Origin of the sequence: Massilia sp. (genome assembly GCF_046293535.1) — a bacterium.
Lineage (GTDB): Bacteria > Pseudomonadota > Gammaproteobacteria > Burkholderiales > Burkholderiaceae_D > Telluria.
In genome coordinates this window covers 33965-53561 of the sequence record NZ_JBKBOV010000026.1, presented here as the reverse complement: position 1 = coordinate 53561, position 19597 = coordinate 33965, and the positions used below count along the sequence as shown (strand labels likewise).

The window sequence follows — 19597 nt, the reverse complement described above, 5'->3', positions numbered from 1 at the left end:
TGTTTTTTTTTTGTGGGGGTGGGGGGGTTGTATTGCGGCGGCTGCGCCCTCCCCCCCCCCCCCCACGCGGTGGTAGTTGGCAGCAAAATCATCCGGCACGACAGCGGAGCCACAAACGATTACCGCGTGGGCAGGGAAACCTGCCCACCCTACATATCACGACTTATCTGGCGCGAACATCCACAACAGCGCCTCGCGCAACTCCCCCGCCCAGAAGGCCTCGTTGTGCTGCGCTCCCGGCACCAGCTTGAGCACCGTGTTGGCCGCCGGATGCCCGGTCTTCCTGACCACCTCCGCCATCCGCTTGACGTCCGCATTCATTTGCGGCCCTTCCTTTTCGCCCATCAGCAGGAACACGCGCGCGTCCTTCGGCACCGGTGTGGCGGCCACGAAATCGAAGGAGGGCTGCGCCGTCCAGTAGGCCGGCGAGAACACGCCCGCCTTGCTGAACACCTGCGGATACTGCACCAGCGCGTAGTGCGAGGCCAGGCCGCCCATCGAGCTGCCCATGATGGCGGTGTGCTCGCGTCCGGCCAGGGTACGGTACTGCTTGTCGATCATCGGCTTGACGGTCTTGACGATGAAGTCGGTGTAGGCGCGGCCTTCGCCCTTGCCGAACTGCTCGCTGTCCCAGGCGTTCAGCTCCGTCATGCGCTTGTCCTCGCCGTTGTCGATGCCGACCACGATCATTTCCAGCTTGCCTTCCCGGGCCAGCGCGTCCAGGGTCTCGTCCACCTTCCACTCGCCGGCGTAGGCGGTGGCATTGTCGAACAGGTTCTGCCCGTCGTGCATGTACAGCACCGGATAGCGCTTGCTTGAAGTGGCATAGCCAGGCGGCAGGTAGATGCGCAGCTGGCGCTTGCGCTCCAGCCCCGGCATCGCGAGCGGCTCGCCCAGCAGGCTCACGCCGGGAGAAGCGGTCGAGGCCTTGGCGCTGCCGGCAGGGCGGTCGGCGGCGTGGGCCGGGGCGCCGAGCGCAAGGGCCAGCAGGAGGGAAACGACAGGTGGGCGAAACAAGGACATAGAAGTGTCTCCTCGGTCGAATATTTTGTTGTTTGACTACAGAGGTGCACGATCCAGCCACCCCTGTTGTGCCGATTCTACTATGACAGCTCTTCGATTGACACTCAGAAATCGCCATGTTATTTTGCTACAGCTACCTGTAGGCCGGCCTGATCCGGGCCGCCTGCATCACACGAGAGCCCGCTTCGGTCCGGGCCGTCATTGGGGACACACATGGACATGCAAACCGCGGCCATCAAGCCGCGCCTGTCGTTCTGGCAGCTCTGGAACATGAGCTTCGGCTTCTTCGGCATCCAGTTCGGCTTCGCACTGCAGAACGCCAACACCAGCCGCATCTTTTCGACGCTGGGCGCCGACCCCGACAACCTGGCCCTGTACTGGCTGGCGGCGCCGGTCACCGGCCTGCTGGTGCAGCCGATCATCGGCTACCTGAGCGACAACACCTGGCACCCGAAATGGGGGCGCCGCCGTCCCTTCTTCTTCATCGGCGCCGTGCTGGCCGCCATCGCGCTGTTCCTGATGCCGAACTCGTCCGCGCTGTGGATGGCCGTGGCCGTGCTGTGGATGATGGATGCCGCCATCAACGTCTCGATGGAGCCGTTCCGCGCCTTCGTGGGCGACAAGCTGGACGCCTCGCAGCAGACCGCGGGCTATGCGATGCAGACCTTCTTCATCGGCTGCGGCGCGGTGATCGCGTCCCTGCTGCCGGTGTTCTTCGAATCGATGGGCGTGTCCAACGAAGCGGTGGGCGGCATGATCCCGGAAACCGTGCGCTATTCCTTCTATGCCGGCGGCGCCATCTTCTTCCTGGCCGTGCTGTGGACCGTGGTGAGCGCCGACGAACTGCCGCCGCCCGACATGGACGCCTTCAACGCCGAGCGCAAGCACTCGCGCAGCTTTGGCGTGGCCATCAAGGAAATCCTGGGCGGCTTCGCCAAGATGCCCAAGACCATGGTGCAACTGGCCTTCGTGCAGTTCTTCACCTGGATCGCGCTGTTCGCGATGTGGATCTACACCGGTTCGGCGATCGCCGACAACGTCTGGGGCACCACCGACGCCCAATCCTCGAGCTTCCAGGCCGCCGGCAGTTTCGTCGGCGTGATGTTCGCGGTGTATAGCGGCGTGTCGGCGCTGGCCGCCTTCCTGCTGCCGGTGTTCGCGCGCGCCACCTCCCGCAAGACCGTGCACGCCACCTGCCTGGCGATCGGCGGCCTGAGCCTGGCCAGCCTGGTCCTGATCACCGACAAGAACATGCTGATGCTGCCGATGATCGGCGTCGGCCTGGCCTGGGCCTCGATCCTGACCATGCCCTATGCGATCCTGGCGGGCTCGCTGCCGGCCAAGCGCATGGGTTACTTCATGGGCCTGTTCAACTTCTTCGTCGTGATCCCGCAGATCGTCAGCGGCCTGCTGCTGGGCGGCGTGACCAGGCACTTCTTCGACGGCCATACTGCGATGACGGTGGCGCTGGGCGGCGCCAGCATGCTGCTCGCGGCCGTGCTGACCCTGTTCGTGACCGACCGGGCGGCGCCGGTCAAGGCTGCGATCTGAGTCCCACGAGGCTTGCGCCAGTGATTCCGCGCCTGTCGTATCGTAACGTTTTATCAACATTGCCGGCCAATGGTGATGTTGCAATTCGTTATTACGACAGGAGCGAAGCATGAGCATCCACGCCAATCCGACCACGCCCTTCGCCGGACAGCGGCCGGGCACCTCGGGCCTGCGCAAGAAGGTGACCGAGTTTCAACAGCCCGGCTACCTCGAGAATTTTGTCGAAGCGATCTTCCTGACCCTGGGCGAGGGTCCGGGGCGCACCCTGGTCGTCGGCGGCGACGGCCGCTATTTCAACCGCGAAGCGATCCAGATCATCCTGCGCATGGCGGCCGCCCACGGCATCGCCCGCTGCCTGGTGGGGCGCGGCGGCATCCTGTCCACGCCGGCGGTGAGCTGCGTGATCCGCAAGCATGCGGCCTTCGGGGGCATCGTGCTCTCGGCCAGCCACAATCCGGGCGGTCCGGATGGCGACTTCGGCATCAAGTACAACATCGAGAACGGCGGCCCGGCGCCCGAGAAGATCACCGAGGCGATCTTCGCCAACACCCAGGCAGTGACGACCTACCGCATCAGCGACGCCGGCCCGGTCGACCTCGACCGACTGGGGCGCACCCATCTGGAGAACATGGTGGTCGAGGTCATCGACCCGGTGGCCGACTACAGCGAGCTGATGGCGCGCCTGTTCGACTTCGAGGCGATCCGCGCGCTGTTCGCACGGGGCTTTCGCATGCGCTTCGACGCCATGCACGCGGTCTCCGGCCCCTATGCGAAAGCCATCATCGAAGGCAAGCTGGGCGCACCGAGCGGCACGGTGGTCAACTGCGACCCGCTGGAAGACTTCGGCGGCGGGCACCCGGATCCGAACCCGGTCAACGCCGCCGACCTGATCACCCACATGAACGGCCCTGACGCGCCGGATTTCGGCGCGGCCTCGGACGGCGACGGCGACCGCAACATGATCGTCGGCCGCGGCCTGGCGGTGACGCCGTCGGACAGCCTGGCCATCATCGCCGCCAACGCCACCGTGGCGCCGGGCTACGCCAAGGGCATCAGCGGCATCGCGCGCTCGATGCCCACCTCGCAGGCGGCCGACCGCGTGGCGGAAAGCATGGGTATTTCCTGCTTCGAGACGCCGACCGGCTGGAAGTACTTCGGCAACCTGATGGATGCCAACCTGGTGACGCTGTGCGGCGAGGAGAGCTACGGCACCGGCTCGCACCACATCCGCGAGAAGGACGGCCTGTGGGCCGTGCTGTTCTGGCTGAATTTGCTGGCCGTTCGCGGCAAGTCCGTGAACGAGATCGTGCGCGAGCACTGGGCCCGCTTCGGCCGCAACTATTATTCGCGCCACGACTACGAGGCGGTCGACGCCGCTAGCGCCGACGCCCTGATGGCGGCGCTGCGCGAGAAACTGCCCGACCTGGCCGGCCGGACGCTGGGCAGCTTTCGCGTGGCCGAGGCCGACGATTTCGTCTACAACGATCCGGTCGACGGCTCGGTGGCGACGCGCCAGGGCATCCGCATCATCATGGCGGACGGCTCGCGCATCGTGTTCCGCCTGTCCGGCACCGGCACCGAAGGCGCGACCATCCGCCTCTACCTCGAACGCTACGAGGCCGACCCCGCACGCCACGCGCTCGACACCCAGCAGGCGCTCTCAGAACTGATCGCCATCGCCGACAGCGTGGCGCAACTGCGCCAGCGCACCGGCCGCGCGCATCCGAGCGTGATCACCTAGACCCACCCAACCACACAGGAACCCGCATGAAACTTCCCGTCCTTGCCGCCTCCATGTTGCTCGCCTTTGGCGCCGCTACCAGCGTCAACGCCAATGCAGCCGCCCAGGCCACCAAGCCTTTCGTCTGGGACAACGCCACCGTCTACTTCCTGTTGACGGACCGCTTCAACAACGGCGACAAGACGAACGACCTGGCCTACGGCCGCAAGGCGGACGCCGCCAAGCTGCGCGGTTTCATGGGCGGCGACCTGGCCGGCATCACGGCCAAGATCAAGGACGGCTATTTCAAGGAACTCGGCGTGAACGCCATCTGGCTCACGCCGCCGGTCGAGCAGATCCACGGGTCGACCGACGAGGGCACAGGCAAGTCCTACGGCTTCCACGGCTACTGGGCCAAGGATTTCACCGCCGTCGATGCCAACCTGGGCACCGAGAAGGATTTCCGCACCTTCGTCGACACCGCGCACGCCAACGGCATTCGCGTGATCCTCGACGTGGTGATGAACCATACCGGCCCGGTCACCCCGCGGGATCCGGTCTGGCCCAAGGACTGGGTGCGCACCGGACCGAAGTGCACCTACAAGGACGCGCCCACCACGGTCGACTGCACGCTGGTGGACAACCTGCCGGACTTCCTTACCGCTAGCCGCGCCAATGTGGCGCTCCCGCCGCACCTGGTGGCGAAGTGGAAGAAGGAAGGGCGCTACGAGCGCGAGGTGAAGGAGCTGGACGACTTCTTCAAGCGCACCGGCTACCCGCGCGCGCCGCGCTACTACCTGATCAAGTGGCACGCCGACTGGGTGCGCAAGTACGGCGTGGACGGCTTCCGCGCCGACACCGTCAAGCACACCGAACCGGACGTGTGGAAGGAACTCAAGCAGGAAGCCAGCCTGGCATTCGAAGAGTGGAAGCGCGCCAACCCGGGCAAGGGCCCCGGCAAGCTGCCGTTCTTCATGACCTCGGAGGTCTACAACTATTCGATCCACCACGGCCGCAGCTTCGACATGGGCGGCGGCGTCAAGGTCGACTGGCTCGCCAACGGCTTCGACAACATGATCAACTTCAGCATGAAGTCCGACGCGGCCAAGGGCTACGAAGAGCTGTTCTCGGATTATTCGAAGGCGCTGCATGGCCCGATGAAGGGCTACGGGGTGCTGAACTACGTCAGCTCGCACGACGACGGCAGCCCCTTCGACCCGGCGCGCCAGCGCCCGATCGAGTCGGCCAACAAGCTGCTGCTGGCGCCCGGCGCCGCCCAGATCTACTACGGCGACGAGAGCGCGCGCCTGCTCAATATCGAAGGCGCGGAAGGCGACGCCAAGCTGCGTTCCTTCATGAACTGGGACGAGCTGGAATCGAATGCGCAGCGCGGCATGCACCGCGTGGGCGAAGTGCGCGAGCACTGGGCCAAGCTGGGGCGCTTCCGCGCCGCCCATCCGGCCGTCGGCGCCGGCGTGCACCAGATGCTGGCTTCCAGCCCCTACACCTTCAAGCGTACCTGGCAGAAAGATGGCGTATCGGACCGCGTCGTGGTCGCGCTCGACCTGCCGAAGGACAAGGCGGTGCCGATTTCGGTGTCCGGCGTGTTCAACGATGGCCAGACGGTGCGCGACTGGTATTCGGGCAAGACCGCGGTCGTCAAGGACGGCAAGGTGCAGTTCCCGGCGCCGGCGCCGGTCGCCCTGATCGCGCAGGACTAGGAAGCTATCCCGGTAGCCGCCGCGGCCTGCCGTGCGCGGCTTGCCTCCCGATACAATGGTGTCCGAGACCACGGAACCTTGACTGTCGACATGACCGACACCGGACACCTGTATTGGAAGCGCGAAGACGCCGAGGGCCTGCAGGCCCTGCTGCTGGAAAAGACACGCCAGTACGGCATCATGTTCTACGATGCCGAGCGGCGCATCACGGGCTGGAACTCCGGCGCCGAGTTCATCGCCGGCTGGACGGCGCCCGAAGTGCTGGGCCAGTCCACCGCCATGTTGTTCGTTCCCGAAGACCGCGCGCGCAGGCTCGACGAGCACGAGGCCAATACGGCCGCGCTGGTCGGGGTCGGCGAAGACGAGCGCTGGCACATGCGGCGCGACGGTTCCTGGTTCTGGTCGAGCGGCGTCAGCCTGCCCTTGCACCGCGCGGGCGGACGGGTGACGGGTTTCGTCAAGATCTTCCGCGACGCCACCCATTTGCGCGTGCGCACGCGCTATCTCGAGAACGAGCTGAAAGCCTCCAGCGAACGCGAATCCAGGCGCGACGTCTTCCTGGGCACCATCGCGCACGAGATGCGCAATCCGCTCTCGCCGCTCAAGACCGCGGTCCAGCTGATGCGCATGCAGGCGGTCGACGCCGCCGCCCTGGACCGGCCGCTGCAGGTGATGGAACGCCAGCTCGGTTTGCTGGAACGCCTGGTCGAGGACCTGGTCGACGTCGCCCGGGTCAGTTCGGGCAAGATGAGCATCGCCTACGAACAGGTGGAATACCAGGCGCTCTTGCACGAGGCGGTGGACAGCTGCATGACCGCGGCGCAGTTCAAGGGCATCGCCATCCATCGCAGCTTTCCGTCCGTGGCGATCCAGATCGAGGTGGACGCGCGCCGGATCCAGCAGGTGTTCGTCAACCTGCTCAACAACGCGGTCAAGTTCACCCCGCAGGGCGGCGACGTCTGGCTGACGGCCACTGTCGACCAGACCCACTTCATCTGCTACCTGAAGGACAGCGGCAAGGGCATCGAGCCGGAGATGCTGCCCAGGATCTTCGACGTGTTCACCCAGGCCGAGAGCGGGCGCGCCGACCGCGGCGCCGGGCTGGGCATCGGCCTGGCCCTGGTGAAGGAAATCGTCTCGCTGCACCAGGGGACGGTCGAGGTGCGCAGCGAAGGGGAGGGCAAGGGCAGCGAATTCACGGTCCGCATTCCCCTGCGCCGGCCGGACGCGGGACAGCGCGAGCAGCCCGGCAGTCCTTGAGGCCTGGCGTCAGCTGCGTGTCATGCATCTGCGCTAGACTGGCCAGTCCGTCAACGAGCTTTTTTCCGCCATGCCTGTACTGACACGCTTGTCCGGCGCGCTGCTGTGCGCCGCCTTCACCCTTGCTCCCGCCCTTGCTGCCCAGCCGGCTGCCGAGCCCGCGTATGGTCCCGAACTGGAGGGATTCGACTATCCCTATCCGGTCCAGCGTTACCAATTCACTTCGCAGGGCGTGAAGCTGCAGATGGCCTACATGGACGTCAAGCCGGCCAAGCCGAACGGCCGCACGGTGGTGCTCATGCACGGCAAGAACTTCTGCGGCGCGACCTGGGAGGGCACGATCCGGGAACTGAGCGCGGCCGGCTACCGCGTGGTGGCGCCCGACCAGGTGGGCTTCTGCAAGTCCACCAAGCCGGCCCAATACCAGTACAGCTTCCAGCAGCTGGCCCAGAACACGCGCGCGCTGCTGGAGTCGCTCGGCGTGAAGAACGCCATCGTCATGGGCCACTCGACCGGCGGCATGCTGGCGGTGCGCTACGGCCTGATGTATTCCCAGCAGGCCGAGCAACTGGTGCTGGTCAACCCGATCGGCCTGGAAGACTGGAAAGCCGTGGGCGTGCCTTCGCTGGGCGTGGACAAGTGGTACGAGCGCGAGCTGCAGACCACGGCCGAGCGCATCCGCAACTACGAGAAGTCGACCTATTACGTGAACACCTGGAAGCCGGAATACGAGCCCTGGGTGCAGATGCTGGCCGGGATGTACCGCGGGCCGGGCAAGCAGATCGTCGCCTGGAACTCGGCGCTGCTGTACGACATGATCTACACGCAGCCGGTGGTGTATGAATTCCCGCAATTGACGATGCCGGTGCTGCTGCTGATCGGGCTGAAGGACACGACCGCGATCGGCAAGGATGCCGCGCCTGCGGACATCCGCCCGAAGCTCGGCAATTACCCGGAGCTGGCGAAGCGGACGGCAAAGAGCATCCCCAAGGCGACCCTGGTGAGTTTTCCGGACATGGGGCACGCGCCGCAGATGCAGGATCCGGCGCGCTTCCACCGCGAGCTGCTGAAAGGCCTGATGCGCTAAAGCCGGCGTGGTTTACCGTAGGGTGGGCGGGTCTCCCGCCCACGCGGCGATCGTTTGCAGCGAGATCATCCGGCGCGAAAGCGGAGCCGTGGGCGATCACCGCGTGGGCGGACAAGCCGCCCACCCTACGAACGACAAGCGGTATTTTTGTCATTCATTCAATGGTATCCTAGCGTCATCCGGGACCACCGACCCGCCCAGCCTTGACCGCGATGACTGTTGAACCCGACACCGAACTGAAACCTTCCCGCGCCGCCTTCGCCGACGGCCCGCGCCTGCTCGCGGACATCGGCGCCACCCATGCGCGCTTCGGCCTCGAAACCGCGCCCGGCGTGCTGCGCCAGGTGTCGGTGCTGCACTGCGACGACTACAGCGGCATCGTGCCGCTGCTGCACGCCTACCTGGCCCAGACCGGCGGGGTGCGCATCAACCACGCCGCCTTTGCCCTGGCCAACCCGATCAGCGGCGACTACATCCGCATGACCAACCGCGACTGGGAATTCTCGACCGACGAGGTGCGCCGCACCCTCGGCCTGTCGACGCTCCTGATCGTGAACGACTTCACCGCGCTGGCGATGGCGCTGCCGGGCTTCGAGCCGAAGGACCTGATGCAGGTCGGCGGCGGCGCCCCGCAGAGCCACGCGGTGTCCGGCGTGCTCGGGCCCGGCACCGGCCTGGGCGTGTCGGGCGTGATCCCGACCATCGACGGTTTCGTCACCCTGGGCAGCGAGGGCGGCCACGTGAATTTCGCCCCAAGCGACGAGCGCGAGTTTTCCATCCTGCAGTACGCCTGGCAGGAGTGGCAGCACGTCTCGAACGAACGCCTGATCTCGGGCCCCGGCATCGAGCTGATGTACCGCGCGCTGGCCAAGCGCAACGGCATCCAGGCGCCGGAGCGCAGCACCGCCGACATCGTCAGCGGCGCGCTGGACGGGAAAGACGCCTTGTGCCTGGAAGTGCTGGAAACCTTCGCCGGCATGCTGGGCACGGCCGCCGCCAACCTGGCGGTGACGCTGGGGGCTTTCGGGGGCATCTTCATCGGCGGCGGCATCGTGCCGCGCATCGCCGAGTGGTTCGCACAATCGCCGTTCCGCGCCCGCTTCGAGGCCAAGGGCCGCTTCACCGACTACATCGCCCAGATTCCCACCTACGTGATCATGACGCCGAACCCGGCCCTGCACGGGGTCTCGGCGATCCTCTCCGAGCACCTGCGCGGGCGCAGCGGCGCCAACACCCTGATGGACCGGGTGCAGCAGCTGCGCCACGAGCTCTCGCCCGCCGAGCAGCGCGTCGCCGCCCTGGTGCTGGAGCATCCGCGCAAGGTGCTGTCCGAGCCGATCGCCGAGATCGCGCGCCTGGCCGACGTGAGCCAGCCGACCGTGATCCGCTTCTGCCGTTCGCTCGGCTTCCAGGGCCTGGCCGAATTCAAGCTCAAGTTCGCGGGCAGCCTGACCGGCACCATCCCGGTGCGCCACAGCCAGGTGCGCATGAGCGACAGCACCCACGACCTGTCGGCGAAAGTCATCGACAACACGGTGTCGGCGATCCTCAAGTTCCGCGACCAGCTCGACGTGCACGCGATCGACCGCGCCATCGAGCTCTTGAGGCGCGCGCGCCGCGTCGAGTTCTACGCGATGGGCAATGCGCGCGCGGTGGCGCTGGACGGCCAGCACAAGTTCTTCCGCTTCCGCATCCCGGCCGCGCTGTACGGCGACTCGCACCTGTTCACGCTGGCCGCCGGCCTGCTGGGACCGGGCGACGTGGTGATCGCGATCTCCACCGGCGGGCAGCTGCCCGAGCTGATCGAAGCGGTCGACATCGCGCGCGCCGCCGGGGCCGACGTCATCGCCATCACCAGCAGCAAGTCGCAGCTGGCGAAGAAATCCACGGTCTGCCTGGCGGTCGACCACAGCGAGGACAGCACCACCTTCCTGTCGATGATCTCGCGCATCCTGCAACTGCTCCTCATCGACATCATGTCGGTCGGGATTTCGCTCGGCGCGCAGAACGGCCATGGCGACACGGGAGAGGGCGACGCGCAGCGTACGGCGCTGATCTCGCACCTGGACATATAAGGGCATCACGGATTGACTGCAGTCAATACGGTGCTAGAATCTGGCAGACCCCTTGATTCTGGAAGCGTTTCCATGTACGAGCATTCCCCGCGCCGGCGCCAGCTGCTCGGCGGCGCATTGGCCCTGCCGCTGGCCGGCATGGGTACGAGCGCACACGCGGCGGCCGCGCCGCTGCGCGTGGGCGGCTTGCCCGTCACCTGCAACCTGACGCTGCCGATCGCCTGCAAGGCGCGCGCCGTCAACGACGGCAAGCCGGATGCGCCCTTCACCGCCTTCGAGTACAACAAGTTCTCGGGCTGGCCGGAGATCAAGGAATCCCTGATGACCGGCCGCATCCAGGCCGCCTACATGCTGGCGCCGCTGGTGATGGACCTGACCGACTGGCGCATCCCGCTGAAGGTCGTCTCGCTCGGGCACCGCTCGGGCGCGGTCATCATGGTGCGCACCGATTCGCCCTTCCGCAGGTTTTCCGACCTGCGCGGCAGGAGCATCGCCATCCCGAGCCGCTTCGCGGTGGACTACCTGTTCCTGCGCAAGATGCTGGCGCGCGAAGGCATGTCGCCCAGGGACATCGAGATCATCGAAATGGCGCCGCCGGACATGCCGGCCGCGCTCTATGCCAGGGCCGTGGACGGCTATTGCACCGGCGAGCCCTTCGGCGCCGCGGCCCAGCGCGCCGGCTATGCGCGCCCGCTCTCGATGACGCGCGACGAGTGGCGCAACTACATCTGCTGCGTGCTGACCGTGCGCCAGGAACTCATCGACAGCAACCGGCCGCTGGTGCAGGACCTGGTCAACTACGTGCAGGCGGCCGGCAACTGGCTCGACGCCGGCCCCGGCAACCGCGACAAGGCGGCCGTGATCGCGGCGAACCGCAAGTTCTTCAACCAGGACCCGAACATCATCCGCTTCGTCATGAACAATCCCTCCGACCGCGTGACCTATGGCGACCTGCGCATGCTGCGCGCCGAATTCGACGAGCTGATGCAACTGTCGGTGCAGGCCGGCACCCTCAAGCGCCCGGTACGCTACGAACAATATGTGGACGAAAGCTTCGTGAAGAACATCCGCCCCGTGAAGGTGGCGCTGTGATGCGCCGCGTCCTGGCAGCGCTGCTGTTCGCAAGCGCCGCCGCGCAGGCGGCGCCGGCGCTGAAATCCGGCAGCTTCTCGCCGGCGCGCCCGGCGCCCGAGATCGCGCAACAGGCCGCCGACGGCAAGGACTTCCGCATGTCGTCCTTGCGCGGCAAGGTGGTGGTGCTGGAGTTCGGCTTCACCCATTGCCCGGCCGTGTGCCCGGCCTCGCTGGCCATGCTGGCGCAGGCGCGCCAGAAGCTCGGCGCCAAGGCCGACCGGCTGCAGGTGGTGTTCGTGTCGGTCGACCCGGAACGCGACACGCCGGCGCGCCTCAAACATTACCTGGCGCAGTTCGACAAGAGTTTCATCGGCCTGACCGGCACGCCCGAACAGATGGCGGCGATCCGCAAGGACTACGGGATCAGCGCCACCCGCTTCCCAGAGCCGGCCGGCCAGTCCGGCTACCAGATGGGACACTCGTCCTACCTGTATTTCGTCGACAAGAAGGGCATGCTGCGCGCGATGATGCCCTTCGGCCGCCCGGCCGACGACGTGGTGCACGACGTGAACGTGCTGGCGGCCGAGTAGATGAAGCGGCGCATCGGTATCGTCCTGGCCGCGGCGCTGCTGGCGGCGTCGATTGCCTGGGCCGCGTTCGCGCCCCTGCAGGCGTCCTCGCGCGAGCAGTTGTTCGAGATCCCGAAGGGCACCTGGGAGCGCCGCATGAAGGGCGACAAGACCAGCATCCTGCCGGAGCGAATCACCCTGACCCTGGGCGTGCGCGACGTGCTCCTGCTGCGCAACAGCGACACGGTGCCGCAGATCTTCGGGCCGGTCCTGATCATGCCGGGGCAGGATTTCCGGCTTCCCTTCGGCCAGGCCGGCGAGCACCCTTTCGACTGCACCGCCCATGCCAGCGGCACCATGACGGTGGCGGTGGAAGAGATGCCGCCGGCGGGCATCGCGCGCCTGACATGGCGCCTGCATTCCCTCATCGACAGCAGGACATGAAGCATGGATAGACTGAACAGGATTTGGCCCCCGCTGCTGGTGCTTGCCGCCATCGTGCTGCTCTGGTGGGCCGCGATCGCGTACAGCGGCAGCCTGATCTTCCCCTCGCCGCAGCAGGTGGCCGCCGGCGCGCTCGAGCTGGCCCGGGACGGCACGCTGTGGCAGCACATCGCCGCTTCGCTGCTGCGGGTAGCCACCGGCTTCCTGCTGGCGCTGGTGGTGGCGCTGCCGCTCGGCCTGTGGATGGGGCGCGTGGACGGCGCCTACCGCACCCTCAACCCGATCTTCCAGATCATGCGCCCGATCTCGCCGATCGCCTGGATTCCGATCGCCATCCTGTGGTTCGGCGTGGGCGACGTCGCGCCGGTCTTCCTGATCTTCCTGGCCGCGGTGTTCCCGCTGATCGTGCAGACCTCGGCGGGCGTGCATGCCATCGACGCCCGCTACCTGCGCGCGGCCGAGAATTTCGGCGTCCCGCGCGCCAAGCTGTTCCGCCAGGTGATCGTGCCGGCCGTGCTGCCCGAGGTCCTGACCGGCATGCGCATCGCCCTCGGCGTGGCCTGGCTGGTGGTGGTGGCCGCCGAGATGATCGTGCGCAGCTCGGGCCTGGGTTTCCTGATCATGGACGCGCGCAATGCCGGCAACCGCTACGACCTGGTGGTGGCCGCCATGATCATCATCGGTCTCATCGGCCTGGGCCTGGACGCCATGATGCGCCGCCTGGAAGGCCTGAAACAGGTAAGGTGGCGCTATGCACGCTAAGGTGGCAGCCAGGGCCGACGCGAAGATCGCGATCCGCTCCCTGCGCAAGGACTTCAAGGCGCTGCGGGTGGTGGGCGGCATCGACCTCGACGTCGCAGCGGGCGAGTTCATCGCCATCGTCGGTCCCTCGGGCTGCGGCAAGTCGACCCTCATGAAGCTGCTGTCCGGCTTCGAACGTCCCGACGGCGGGGCGGTCGCGATCGACGGCGTGCCGGTGAGCAGGCCGTCACCGAACGCGATCGTCATCTCGCAGCACGGTTCGGTCTTTCCCTGGCTGACGGTGCGCGAGAACCTGATGTTCGGCCTGTCCGGCCGGGACGATGCCGCCAAGGTCGCGACGGCCGACCACTACGCCGAGATGGTGGGCCTGAAGGGCTTCGAGAAATCCTTTCCGCACGAGCTCTCGGGCGGCATGTTGAAGCGCGTCGAGATCGCGCGCGCGCTGGCGGTGAAGCCCGACATCCTGCTGATGGACGAGCCCTTCTCGGCGCTCGACGCGCTCACCGCCCTGAAGATGCGCAACGAACTGCTGCGCGTGCTGCGCGAGGAGAACCACACGGTCATCCTGATCACGCACGACGTGGAAGAGGCGATCTACCTGGCCGACCGCGTGGTGGTGCTGTCGCCGCGTCCGGCCACGATCCAGTCGGTATTCCCGATCGCGCAGGCGCATCCGCGCAAGGTGTCGCAGCCCGCGCTACAAGAGGTCAAGGACGCGATCCTGGCGCAGCTCGGCCTGTAGCAGGCTGGGCGCTTGCGGCCTCACCGCGCGCGCCGGGGCGGCGCCGTGGTGTCGCGCCATAGCGCGAGGTAAGCCTCGGAACGGTTGAGGAGCGAGGCGCGCATGTCCGCCAGCCGCCGCGGATGCGGCCGCGCGTCGTGGCTGTTGAAGCCGCTGTAGCCGAGGCCGAGCCTGCCGCCGCTCACCGTGAAGCCGCTGAACTCGAGGATCGTCGGCAGCAGGTCGAAATGCAGCAGATGCTCCCGGTTCCGGGCGGGCACGGCCGCGCCGATGAAGGCGTTGTACAGCGCGCGTTCCGGCAAGCGTTCGAGCGCCTCGGACAGGGGATTGCGCCGCGCCGTATGGTCTCCCAGGATGACGATGTTGGTATCGGCAAGGTAGCCGCGCTCGCGCACGTAGCGCACGAAATCGGCCAGCTCGGCGGCGCTGCAGCGGATCACGCCCTCGAAACCGGCATGGCCGCGGCGCGCGCAGTGGCGCGACAGGTGGCCGGCCGGCTCATGGGTATCCACCGTCAGCAGTGTCAGGTTGAAGCGCTGGCCGGATGCATGCAGCTGGTCGAGCTTGGCACGTGCGCGGCTGAACAGGGCGTGGTCGAACAGGCCCCATCCGTTCATCAGCTCTTGCGGCACCCCCTCGGCTTGCCAGTCTTCCTTGCCCAGGACCTCGTGGTAGCTGTGGACACGCAGGAAGCGCCCCTTGCCGGCAAAGCTGGGCGAGGCCCCGCCCATGAACACGTTACGGTAGCCATGCCGGGCCAGGATGTCGCCGAGGCAGGTGGCGTTCGGCAGGAAGGAGCGGACCTGTTCCCCTTGCGTGTTCTCGTCGAAGATGGTGACCCGCTTGAGCGGCACGCCGCACTGGGTGGCCACCATGGCCGCGATGGTCCAGCCGGTGCCGGGCGCCTGCACGAAGGAGGGGAAGCCGTCCGCCTCGAGATCGGTCAGGGGCGCGATCAGGTTGCTGCCGAAGAGCCGCCGGTCGGCGTAGGCCGCTTCCAGGCTCTCGACGTAGATCAGGACCAGGTTCTTCGGCCTGCCGCCGTGCACGGCGACCGTGGCGGGCGGGACGTAATGCCTGGAGAAGTAGTCCGGGCCCATGCGCGAGGCGAGGTAGTCGACCACGGACAGCTGGACCAGCCAGAGCAGCACGACCGACAGCAGCGCGAGTTTCGGGAGCACCGGGCAGGCGCGCAGGACGCGGCGGTAGCGGCAGGCGACGATGGCCCAGCGTTCGGTCAGCAGCACCGCCGCGAGCAGGAGCAGCGGCATCAGCACGCACCAGCGCAGGAAACGGACGGCGATGGCCGGGTCGGACGCTTCCAGTCCTTGCGCACCGAACTGCAGGTGGTAGGCGATCTGGTCGATATCGGGCCTGCCGAAGTCGCGGTTGATCCAGTGGTTCAGGCAGAACAGCAGGATCGCCACGAAATAGACGCCCGCACGGACCAGGGAAAACGGTCGGTGCAGGCCGGCTTCTTCCGCGATCGTCACGGCAGGCTTGTTCTTCATGGCTCTGCAATCGGGGCAGCGCGCAGCGCGATGAGTGATATGACAGCCCTGCCGGTCAGCAGTTCCGCTACATGCGCGAGCGCCTCAGTCGCGCGCCGTGCGCCATTCCTGCCGCTTGGCGGGTTCTTCGGGCGTCGGGCAGTTGGTCAGCCTGATCTTGCCGTGCATCTCGATCATCTCGACGTTGGTCGCCGGCGAGCGCTCGGTGACGCAATAGGTGCGGCGGCCGGTGATCACGCGGGTGCGGCGCGCGCCGTCGCCGGTGTTGTTCACCAGTTCCTCCACCTTCGGCGCTTCCCACAGGCGCGGCGGCGCCAGCGCCCGGGCCTGTTCCATGCCCCGGCGCATGCGCAGCTCCGGGCTGTCCGGCGGCGCGACGATGAGCGGCTTGTTTTCCTTGCGCAGCGCGCGGTCGATGCCGCCGACGCTGCGCCGCGCCTCTTCCAGGATGCTGGCGGCGTTCGGCCTGGCGGGCTGGTCGGCGGCAGGCGCGGGAGGCGCTCCGGTTTCCTCGGGCACGGGCGTTGCCGTCTCACCCCGTGCGGACGGCGCCGCCGCGCCAGGCGCGGAACGGGCGGGGCGGCCGGGGCGGGCGTCCGCCGGGCCTGGCGGACGGGATGCCGCGGGCGGCGGCGGAGCCGGTTTCGGCTGCGCCACCGGGAGCGGCAACTCGACCCATTGCATCGTCGGGCTTTCCGTTTCCTCCTGCGCCGGCGGCAAGGTGCGCGCAAGCTGCCAGCCAAGAACCAGGGCCGCGTGGACCAGCACGGTGGCCAGGATGCCGGCCAGGCGGCGATCGGTCGCGGCCGGGAAGCGGGGGGAAAGCGGGAAGCTGCTCATGGCTGGGCAGTATAGCGAAGCTGGCCCGAGGGAAAGTCACCAAAACTTTCCGCTACCGCCGAGATGTGCGTCGCCCACCGCATGCTTCTGCTATGTTTGACCGACCATCAACGTAGAGGAGCCGGCATGGAACGATACCTGATCGTTTACCGCGGATCGACCGTCGACGAAGCGGAAGGCCCGCAGCACGACCCGCAGCGCTGGGCCGCCTGGTTCGACTCGCTCGGCGCCGCGCTGGTGGAGCGCGGCGGGCTGTCGCACAGCAGCGTGGAGGTGCCGAGCCGCCTGCGCGGCCCGAAACTCAACAGCGCCTCCCTGTCGGGCTATTCGGTCATCGCCGCGGCCGACTTCAACGAAGCGGTCCGGCTGGCCGAGGAATGCCCGATCTTCGACGAGAAGGGCTCGGTGGAGATCGCCCGTCTCGCCGTCTAGCCACCGATTTACGGGGCGACGAACACCACCGCCGTGCGTGGCGGCACCGTGAAGCTGCCGCTCGCGCTGTCGAAGCGCGCCTGTGCGGCGCGCTCATCGGCGGCGTCCGCCGCGGTGTGCACCGGATGCAGCTGCAGGCGCTTGCCGCGCAGGGCCTCGTCGCTGACCGTGTGCGCCACCTTGTCCACGTTCACCAGGTAGCTCAGGCCCGCGAACTTCGCGCCCGGATAGCCCTTGCCGTCGATCCAGGCCGCCAGCACGGTCGCCTGTTGCTGCGGCCCGGTGTTGAAGAAGCGCAGGCGCTGCTCGATGTCGGCGGTCGTGCGCATCCGGAACAGGGTCGAGCTGGCGCGGATCGCCAGCAGGTCGCGGAAGGCGTCGCGGGCAAAGGCGATGTCGGCGGGAGCCGGCTTGATCGCGGCGGCCTTGGCCAGGAATGGCTTGAGCAGCGGCCAATCCTTGCCGTTGTCGTCGCTTTGCGGCAGGCCGGTGCCGAAGTAGTTGTCCTGGTAAGTCCAGTCGATGCGGTTGAACCAGTCGCCCGAATTGAAGCTGTTCTTGTCGAGCGACTTCGAGCGCAGGGTGTCGATGCCGGCGTGGTAGTAGGCCACGCCCTGGCTGAAGGCGTTGATCGCCATGCCCAGCACCTGCACCCGGGCGCGTTCGGCGGCCGGGGTGTCCACCGGCAGCTTGAGCACGTTGATGTCGAACAGCGTCTGGTTGTCGTGGTTCTCGACGTAGTTCACCACTTCAGCCGGCTGGCTGGCGTAGCCGGCCGGCTGGTTGCCGTAGGCGATGTCTTCCAGCTTGCGCAGCTGGCCGTCGAAGGTCTGGAAGGCAAACGGGCGCACCGAGCCGGCCAGGCCGACACGGATCATGTCGGCCGCGCGCAGCAGGTCGACCTGTTTGTGCTCGCCACCCAGCGCATTGGCGTCATACGCCAGGCCGTTGATATAGCCCTGGCGCCGGACCATCGCCTCGCCCGAGTCGCCGGCCGAGCCGCCGCGCACGGCGTCGCGCGCGCGGTCGCTGAAGGTGCCGATGCCCGAGCCGTTCAGCGACAGCTGCGAAGCCTGCACGAAGCGGGCGCCGTCCGCCACCTCGCCGAAGTTCCAGCCTTCGCCGATCAGCTGGACGTGGCGGCCGGCGGCCTTGTTCACGCGCTGCTGCAGGCGTTCCATCGCCGCGCGCGGCTGGTGGCCCATCAGGTCGAAGCGGAAGGAATCGATCTTGTAGTGGCGGGCCCACAGCTCGCTGGAGTCGATCATCAGCTTGGCCATCATCATGTTTTCGGTGGCCGTGTTGTCGCAGCAGGTGGAACGTTCGATGGCGCCCTTCGCGTTCAGGCGGTGGTAGTAGCCGGGCACCACGCGGTCCAGCACCGACTTCTCGTTCTGTCCGGCGATGAAGGTGTGGTTGTAGACCACGTCAAGGCCGACGCGCAGGCCGGCCTTATGCAGGTCCATCACCATTTGGCGGAACTCGAGGATGCGGCGCGCGCCGTCCGACGGGTCGCTGGAATAGCTGCCTTCCAGCGCATTGTAGTGATAGGGGTCGTAGCCCCAGTTGAAGCAGTCGGTGTCGGCGGTCTTGCGGATCAGGGCCTGCTGGCTCTCGCCGTCCGGTGCGCCGCTCGGCTGCGGCACGGCGCAGTCCTTCTCCGGCACGGTGCCCAGGTCATAGACCGGCAGCAGGTGGATGTCGGTCAGGCCGGCCTTCGCGAGCGCCTTCAGGTGGCGCATGCCGTTCGAGTTCGCTTCGCCGAAAGCGGTGTACTTGCCGCGCTTGTCCGCCGGCACGCTCGGGTCGTTGATCGAGAAGTCGCGCACGTGCAGTTCGTAGATGACCATGTCGGTCTGGGCCTTGACCGTGTTCGGCGCGCGGGTGGCGTCCCAGCCTTTCGGCTTGAGGTTCGCGGCGCCCAGGTCGGCGACGTAGCTGCGCTTCGAGTCGGTATTCAGGCTGACGGAATAGGGGTCGGTGACCAGGTTGCGCACCAGGCCCATGCCGTCGACCGCCACGTCCACCGCGTAGCGGTAATAGTGGCCGGACAGGTCGCGCGGCACCTGGAAATTCCAGGCCCCGGTCTTCGCGTCGAAGGCCATCTCGTGCACGCTGCTGGCCTTGCCGCTGGCGCTGTCGTAGGTGCAGACGGCAACCTTGCTTGCGGTCGGCGCCCACAGGCGGAACGCCGTGCGCCCCTTCTTCGGCGTGGCGCCCAGGTCGGCCAGCTCGCCCGCGGGCGCATACAGGTCGTCCAGCGCGCCGGCGACCTGGATGCGGGTTGCCGCGACCACCTTGCCGTCCGCGGCTTCCTGCACCAGCACCAGTTGGCCGCGGTGCAGGTCCTTCAGGCGCGCCAGGTCTTGCGCGCGCACCGACAGCACCGGGCCGGCGCCGACCCACTTGAAGCGCTCCGGCAGCTTGGCAGTGGAGGCATCGAGCGCCAGCGCGCCGTCGGCGCCCTCGACCCTGGCGCCGGGCTTGGCGACGATCGCGGCCTTGTTTGAATGGTAGAGGCGGAAGCTGGCGCCGGCCTCGGCGCCGGGCCAGCTCAACAGGCGGCGGTCGAGCCAGACGGCACTGGCGTCAACACTGGCGCTGGAAGCGTGCAGCACCTGCTGGAAGCCTGGATCGTCGCAGGTGGCGAGGGGAACCGCGGCGTGCGCGGACGAGGCGAGGGCGGCCGCGGCGAATGCGGCGTAATGAAGTCGTGTCATCGTGGCGAGGAGTAAGGTGGAACAGGGGCGGACGCGGGGAAACCGCGCCCGCCCGCGGGCATCGCG

At 67.4% G+C, this 19597-nt stretch carries 16 protein-coding genes; 12 read left to right on the top strand and 4 right to left on the bottom strand.

The features are described 5' to 3' along the window. Positions 1-156: 156 nt before the first annotated feature. Complete coding sequence (locus ACK4S9_RS14780; RefSeq protein ID WP_409726839.1) at positions 157-1023, bottom strand: alpha/beta hydrolase; 867 nt, start codon at positions 1021-1023, stop codon at positions 157-159. A 213-nt stretch (positions 1024-1236) separates the two neighbouring features. Between ACK4S9_RS14780 and ACK4S9_RS14775 the strand changes: the two genes are divergently transcribed. The 11 genes from ACK4S9_RS14775 to ACK4S9_RS14725 all read left to right on the top strand — a co-directional run bounded on the left by ACK4S9_RS14775 (position 1237) and on the right by ACK4S9_RS14725 (position 14028). Further along, positions 1237-2574: an MFS transporter gene (locus ACK4S9_RS14775; protein WP_409726837.1), complete on the top strand. Its 1338-nt coding sequence runs from the start codon at positions 1237-1239 to the stop codon at positions 2572-2574. A 109-nt stretch (positions 2575-2683) separates the two neighbouring features. Next, complete coding sequence (locus ACK4S9_RS14770) at positions 2684-4315, top strand: alpha-D-glucose phosphate-specific phosphoglucomutase (protein WP_409726835.1); 1632 nt, start codon at positions 2684-2686, stop codon at positions 4313-4315. Between the two features lie 26 nt (positions 4316-4341). After that, complete coding sequence (locus tag ACK4S9_RS14765; RefSeq protein WP_409726833.1) at positions 4342-6015, top strand: alpha-amylase family glycosyl hydrolase; 1674 nt, start codon at positions 4342-4344, stop codon at positions 6013-6015. A 90-nt stretch (positions 6016-6105) separates the two neighbouring features. Continuing rightward, positions 6106-7275 carry an ATP-binding protein gene (locus ACK4S9_RS14760; protein WP_409726831.1) on the top strand — a complete coding sequence of 390 codons (1170 nt, stop codon included), beginning with the start codon at positions 6106-6108 and terminating at the stop codon, positions 7273-7275. 70 nt (positions 7276-7345) lie between these two features. After that, a complete protein-coding gene (locus tag ACK4S9_RS14755; RefSeq protein WP_409726829.1) occupies positions 7346-8362 on the top strand; it encodes an alpha/beta fold hydrolase in 1017 nt (338 codons plus the stop codon). A 212-nt stretch (positions 8363-8574) separates the two neighbouring features. After that, the gene (locus ACK4S9_RS14750; RefSeq protein WP_409726827.1) at positions 8575-10437 is read left to right on the top strand and encodes a glucokinase; all 1863 of its coding nucleotides are present in this window, start codon (positions 8575-8577) and stop codon (positions 10435-10437) included. Between the two features lie 72 nt (positions 10438-10509). Then, on the top strand, positions 10510-11529 hold the full coding sequence (locus ACK4S9_RS14745) for an ABC transporter substrate-binding protein (RefSeq protein ID WP_409726825.1): 1020 nt from the start codon (positions 10510-10512) through the stop codon (positions 11527-11529). Further along, positions 11529-12101, top strand: a complete 573-nt coding sequence (locus ACK4S9_RS14740) for an SCO family protein (protein WP_409726823.1) — start codon at positions 11529-11531, stop codon at positions 12099-12101. Before ACK4S9_RS14745 ends, ACK4S9_RS14740 begins: the two co-directional genes overlap by 1 nt. Further along, positions 12102-12524 carry a hypothetical protein gene (locus ACK4S9_RS14735; RefSeq protein WP_409726822.1) on the top strand — a complete coding sequence of 141 codons (423 nt, stop codon included), beginning with the start codon at positions 12102-12104 and terminating at the stop codon, positions 12522-12524. It abuts the gene before it with no gap. A 3-nt stretch (positions 12525-12527) separates the two neighbouring features. Continuing rightward, positions 12528-13286 carry an ABC transporter permease gene (locus tag ACK4S9_RS14730; RefSeq protein ID WP_409726820.1) on the top strand — a complete coding sequence of 253 codons (759 nt, stop codon included), beginning with the start codon at positions 12528-12530 and terminating at the stop codon, positions 13284-13286. Next, a complete protein-coding gene (locus ACK4S9_RS14725) occupies positions 13276-14028 on the top strand; it encodes an ABC transporter ATP-binding protein (protein WP_409726818.1) in 753 nt (250 codons plus the stop codon). Before ACK4S9_RS14730 ends, ACK4S9_RS14725 begins: the two co-directional genes overlap by 11 nt. A 20-nt stretch (positions 14029-14048) precedes the next feature. Here ACK4S9_RS14725 and ACK4S9_RS14720 read toward each other — a convergent pair whose 3' ends face one another. Both ACK4S9_RS14720 and ACK4S9_RS14715 read right to left on the bottom strand, forming a co-directional pair. Then, positions 14049-15539 carry a sulfatase-like hydrolase/transferase gene (locus tag ACK4S9_RS14720; protein ID WP_409726816.1) on the bottom strand — a complete coding sequence of 497 codons (1491 nt, stop codon included), beginning with the start codon at positions 15537-15539 and terminating at the stop codon, positions 14049-14051. Between the two features lie 84 nt (positions 15540-15623). Further along, a complete protein-coding gene (locus ACK4S9_RS14715; protein ID WP_409726814.1) occupies positions 15624-16379 on the bottom strand; it encodes a hypothetical protein in 756 nt (251 codons plus the stop codon). Between the two features lie 126 nt (positions 16380-16505). Here ACK4S9_RS14715 and ACK4S9_RS14710 point away from each other — a divergent pair, with 126 nt between their 5' ends. After that, complete coding sequence (locus ACK4S9_RS14710) at positions 16506-16811, top strand: hypothetical protein (protein WP_409726812.1); 306 nt, start codon at positions 16506-16508, stop codon at positions 16809-16811. An 8-nt stretch (positions 16812-16819) separates the two neighbouring features. Here ACK4S9_RS14710 and ACK4S9_RS14705 read toward each other — a convergent pair whose 3' ends face one another. Continuing rightward, positions 16820-19531 (bottom strand): alpha-1,6-glucosidase domain-containing protein, encoded by a 2712-nt coding sequence (locus ACK4S9_RS14705; RefSeq protein ID WP_409726810.1) that lies wholly within the window; start codon positions 19529-19531, stop codon positions 16820-16822. Positions 19532-19597 lie beyond the last annotated feature (66 nt).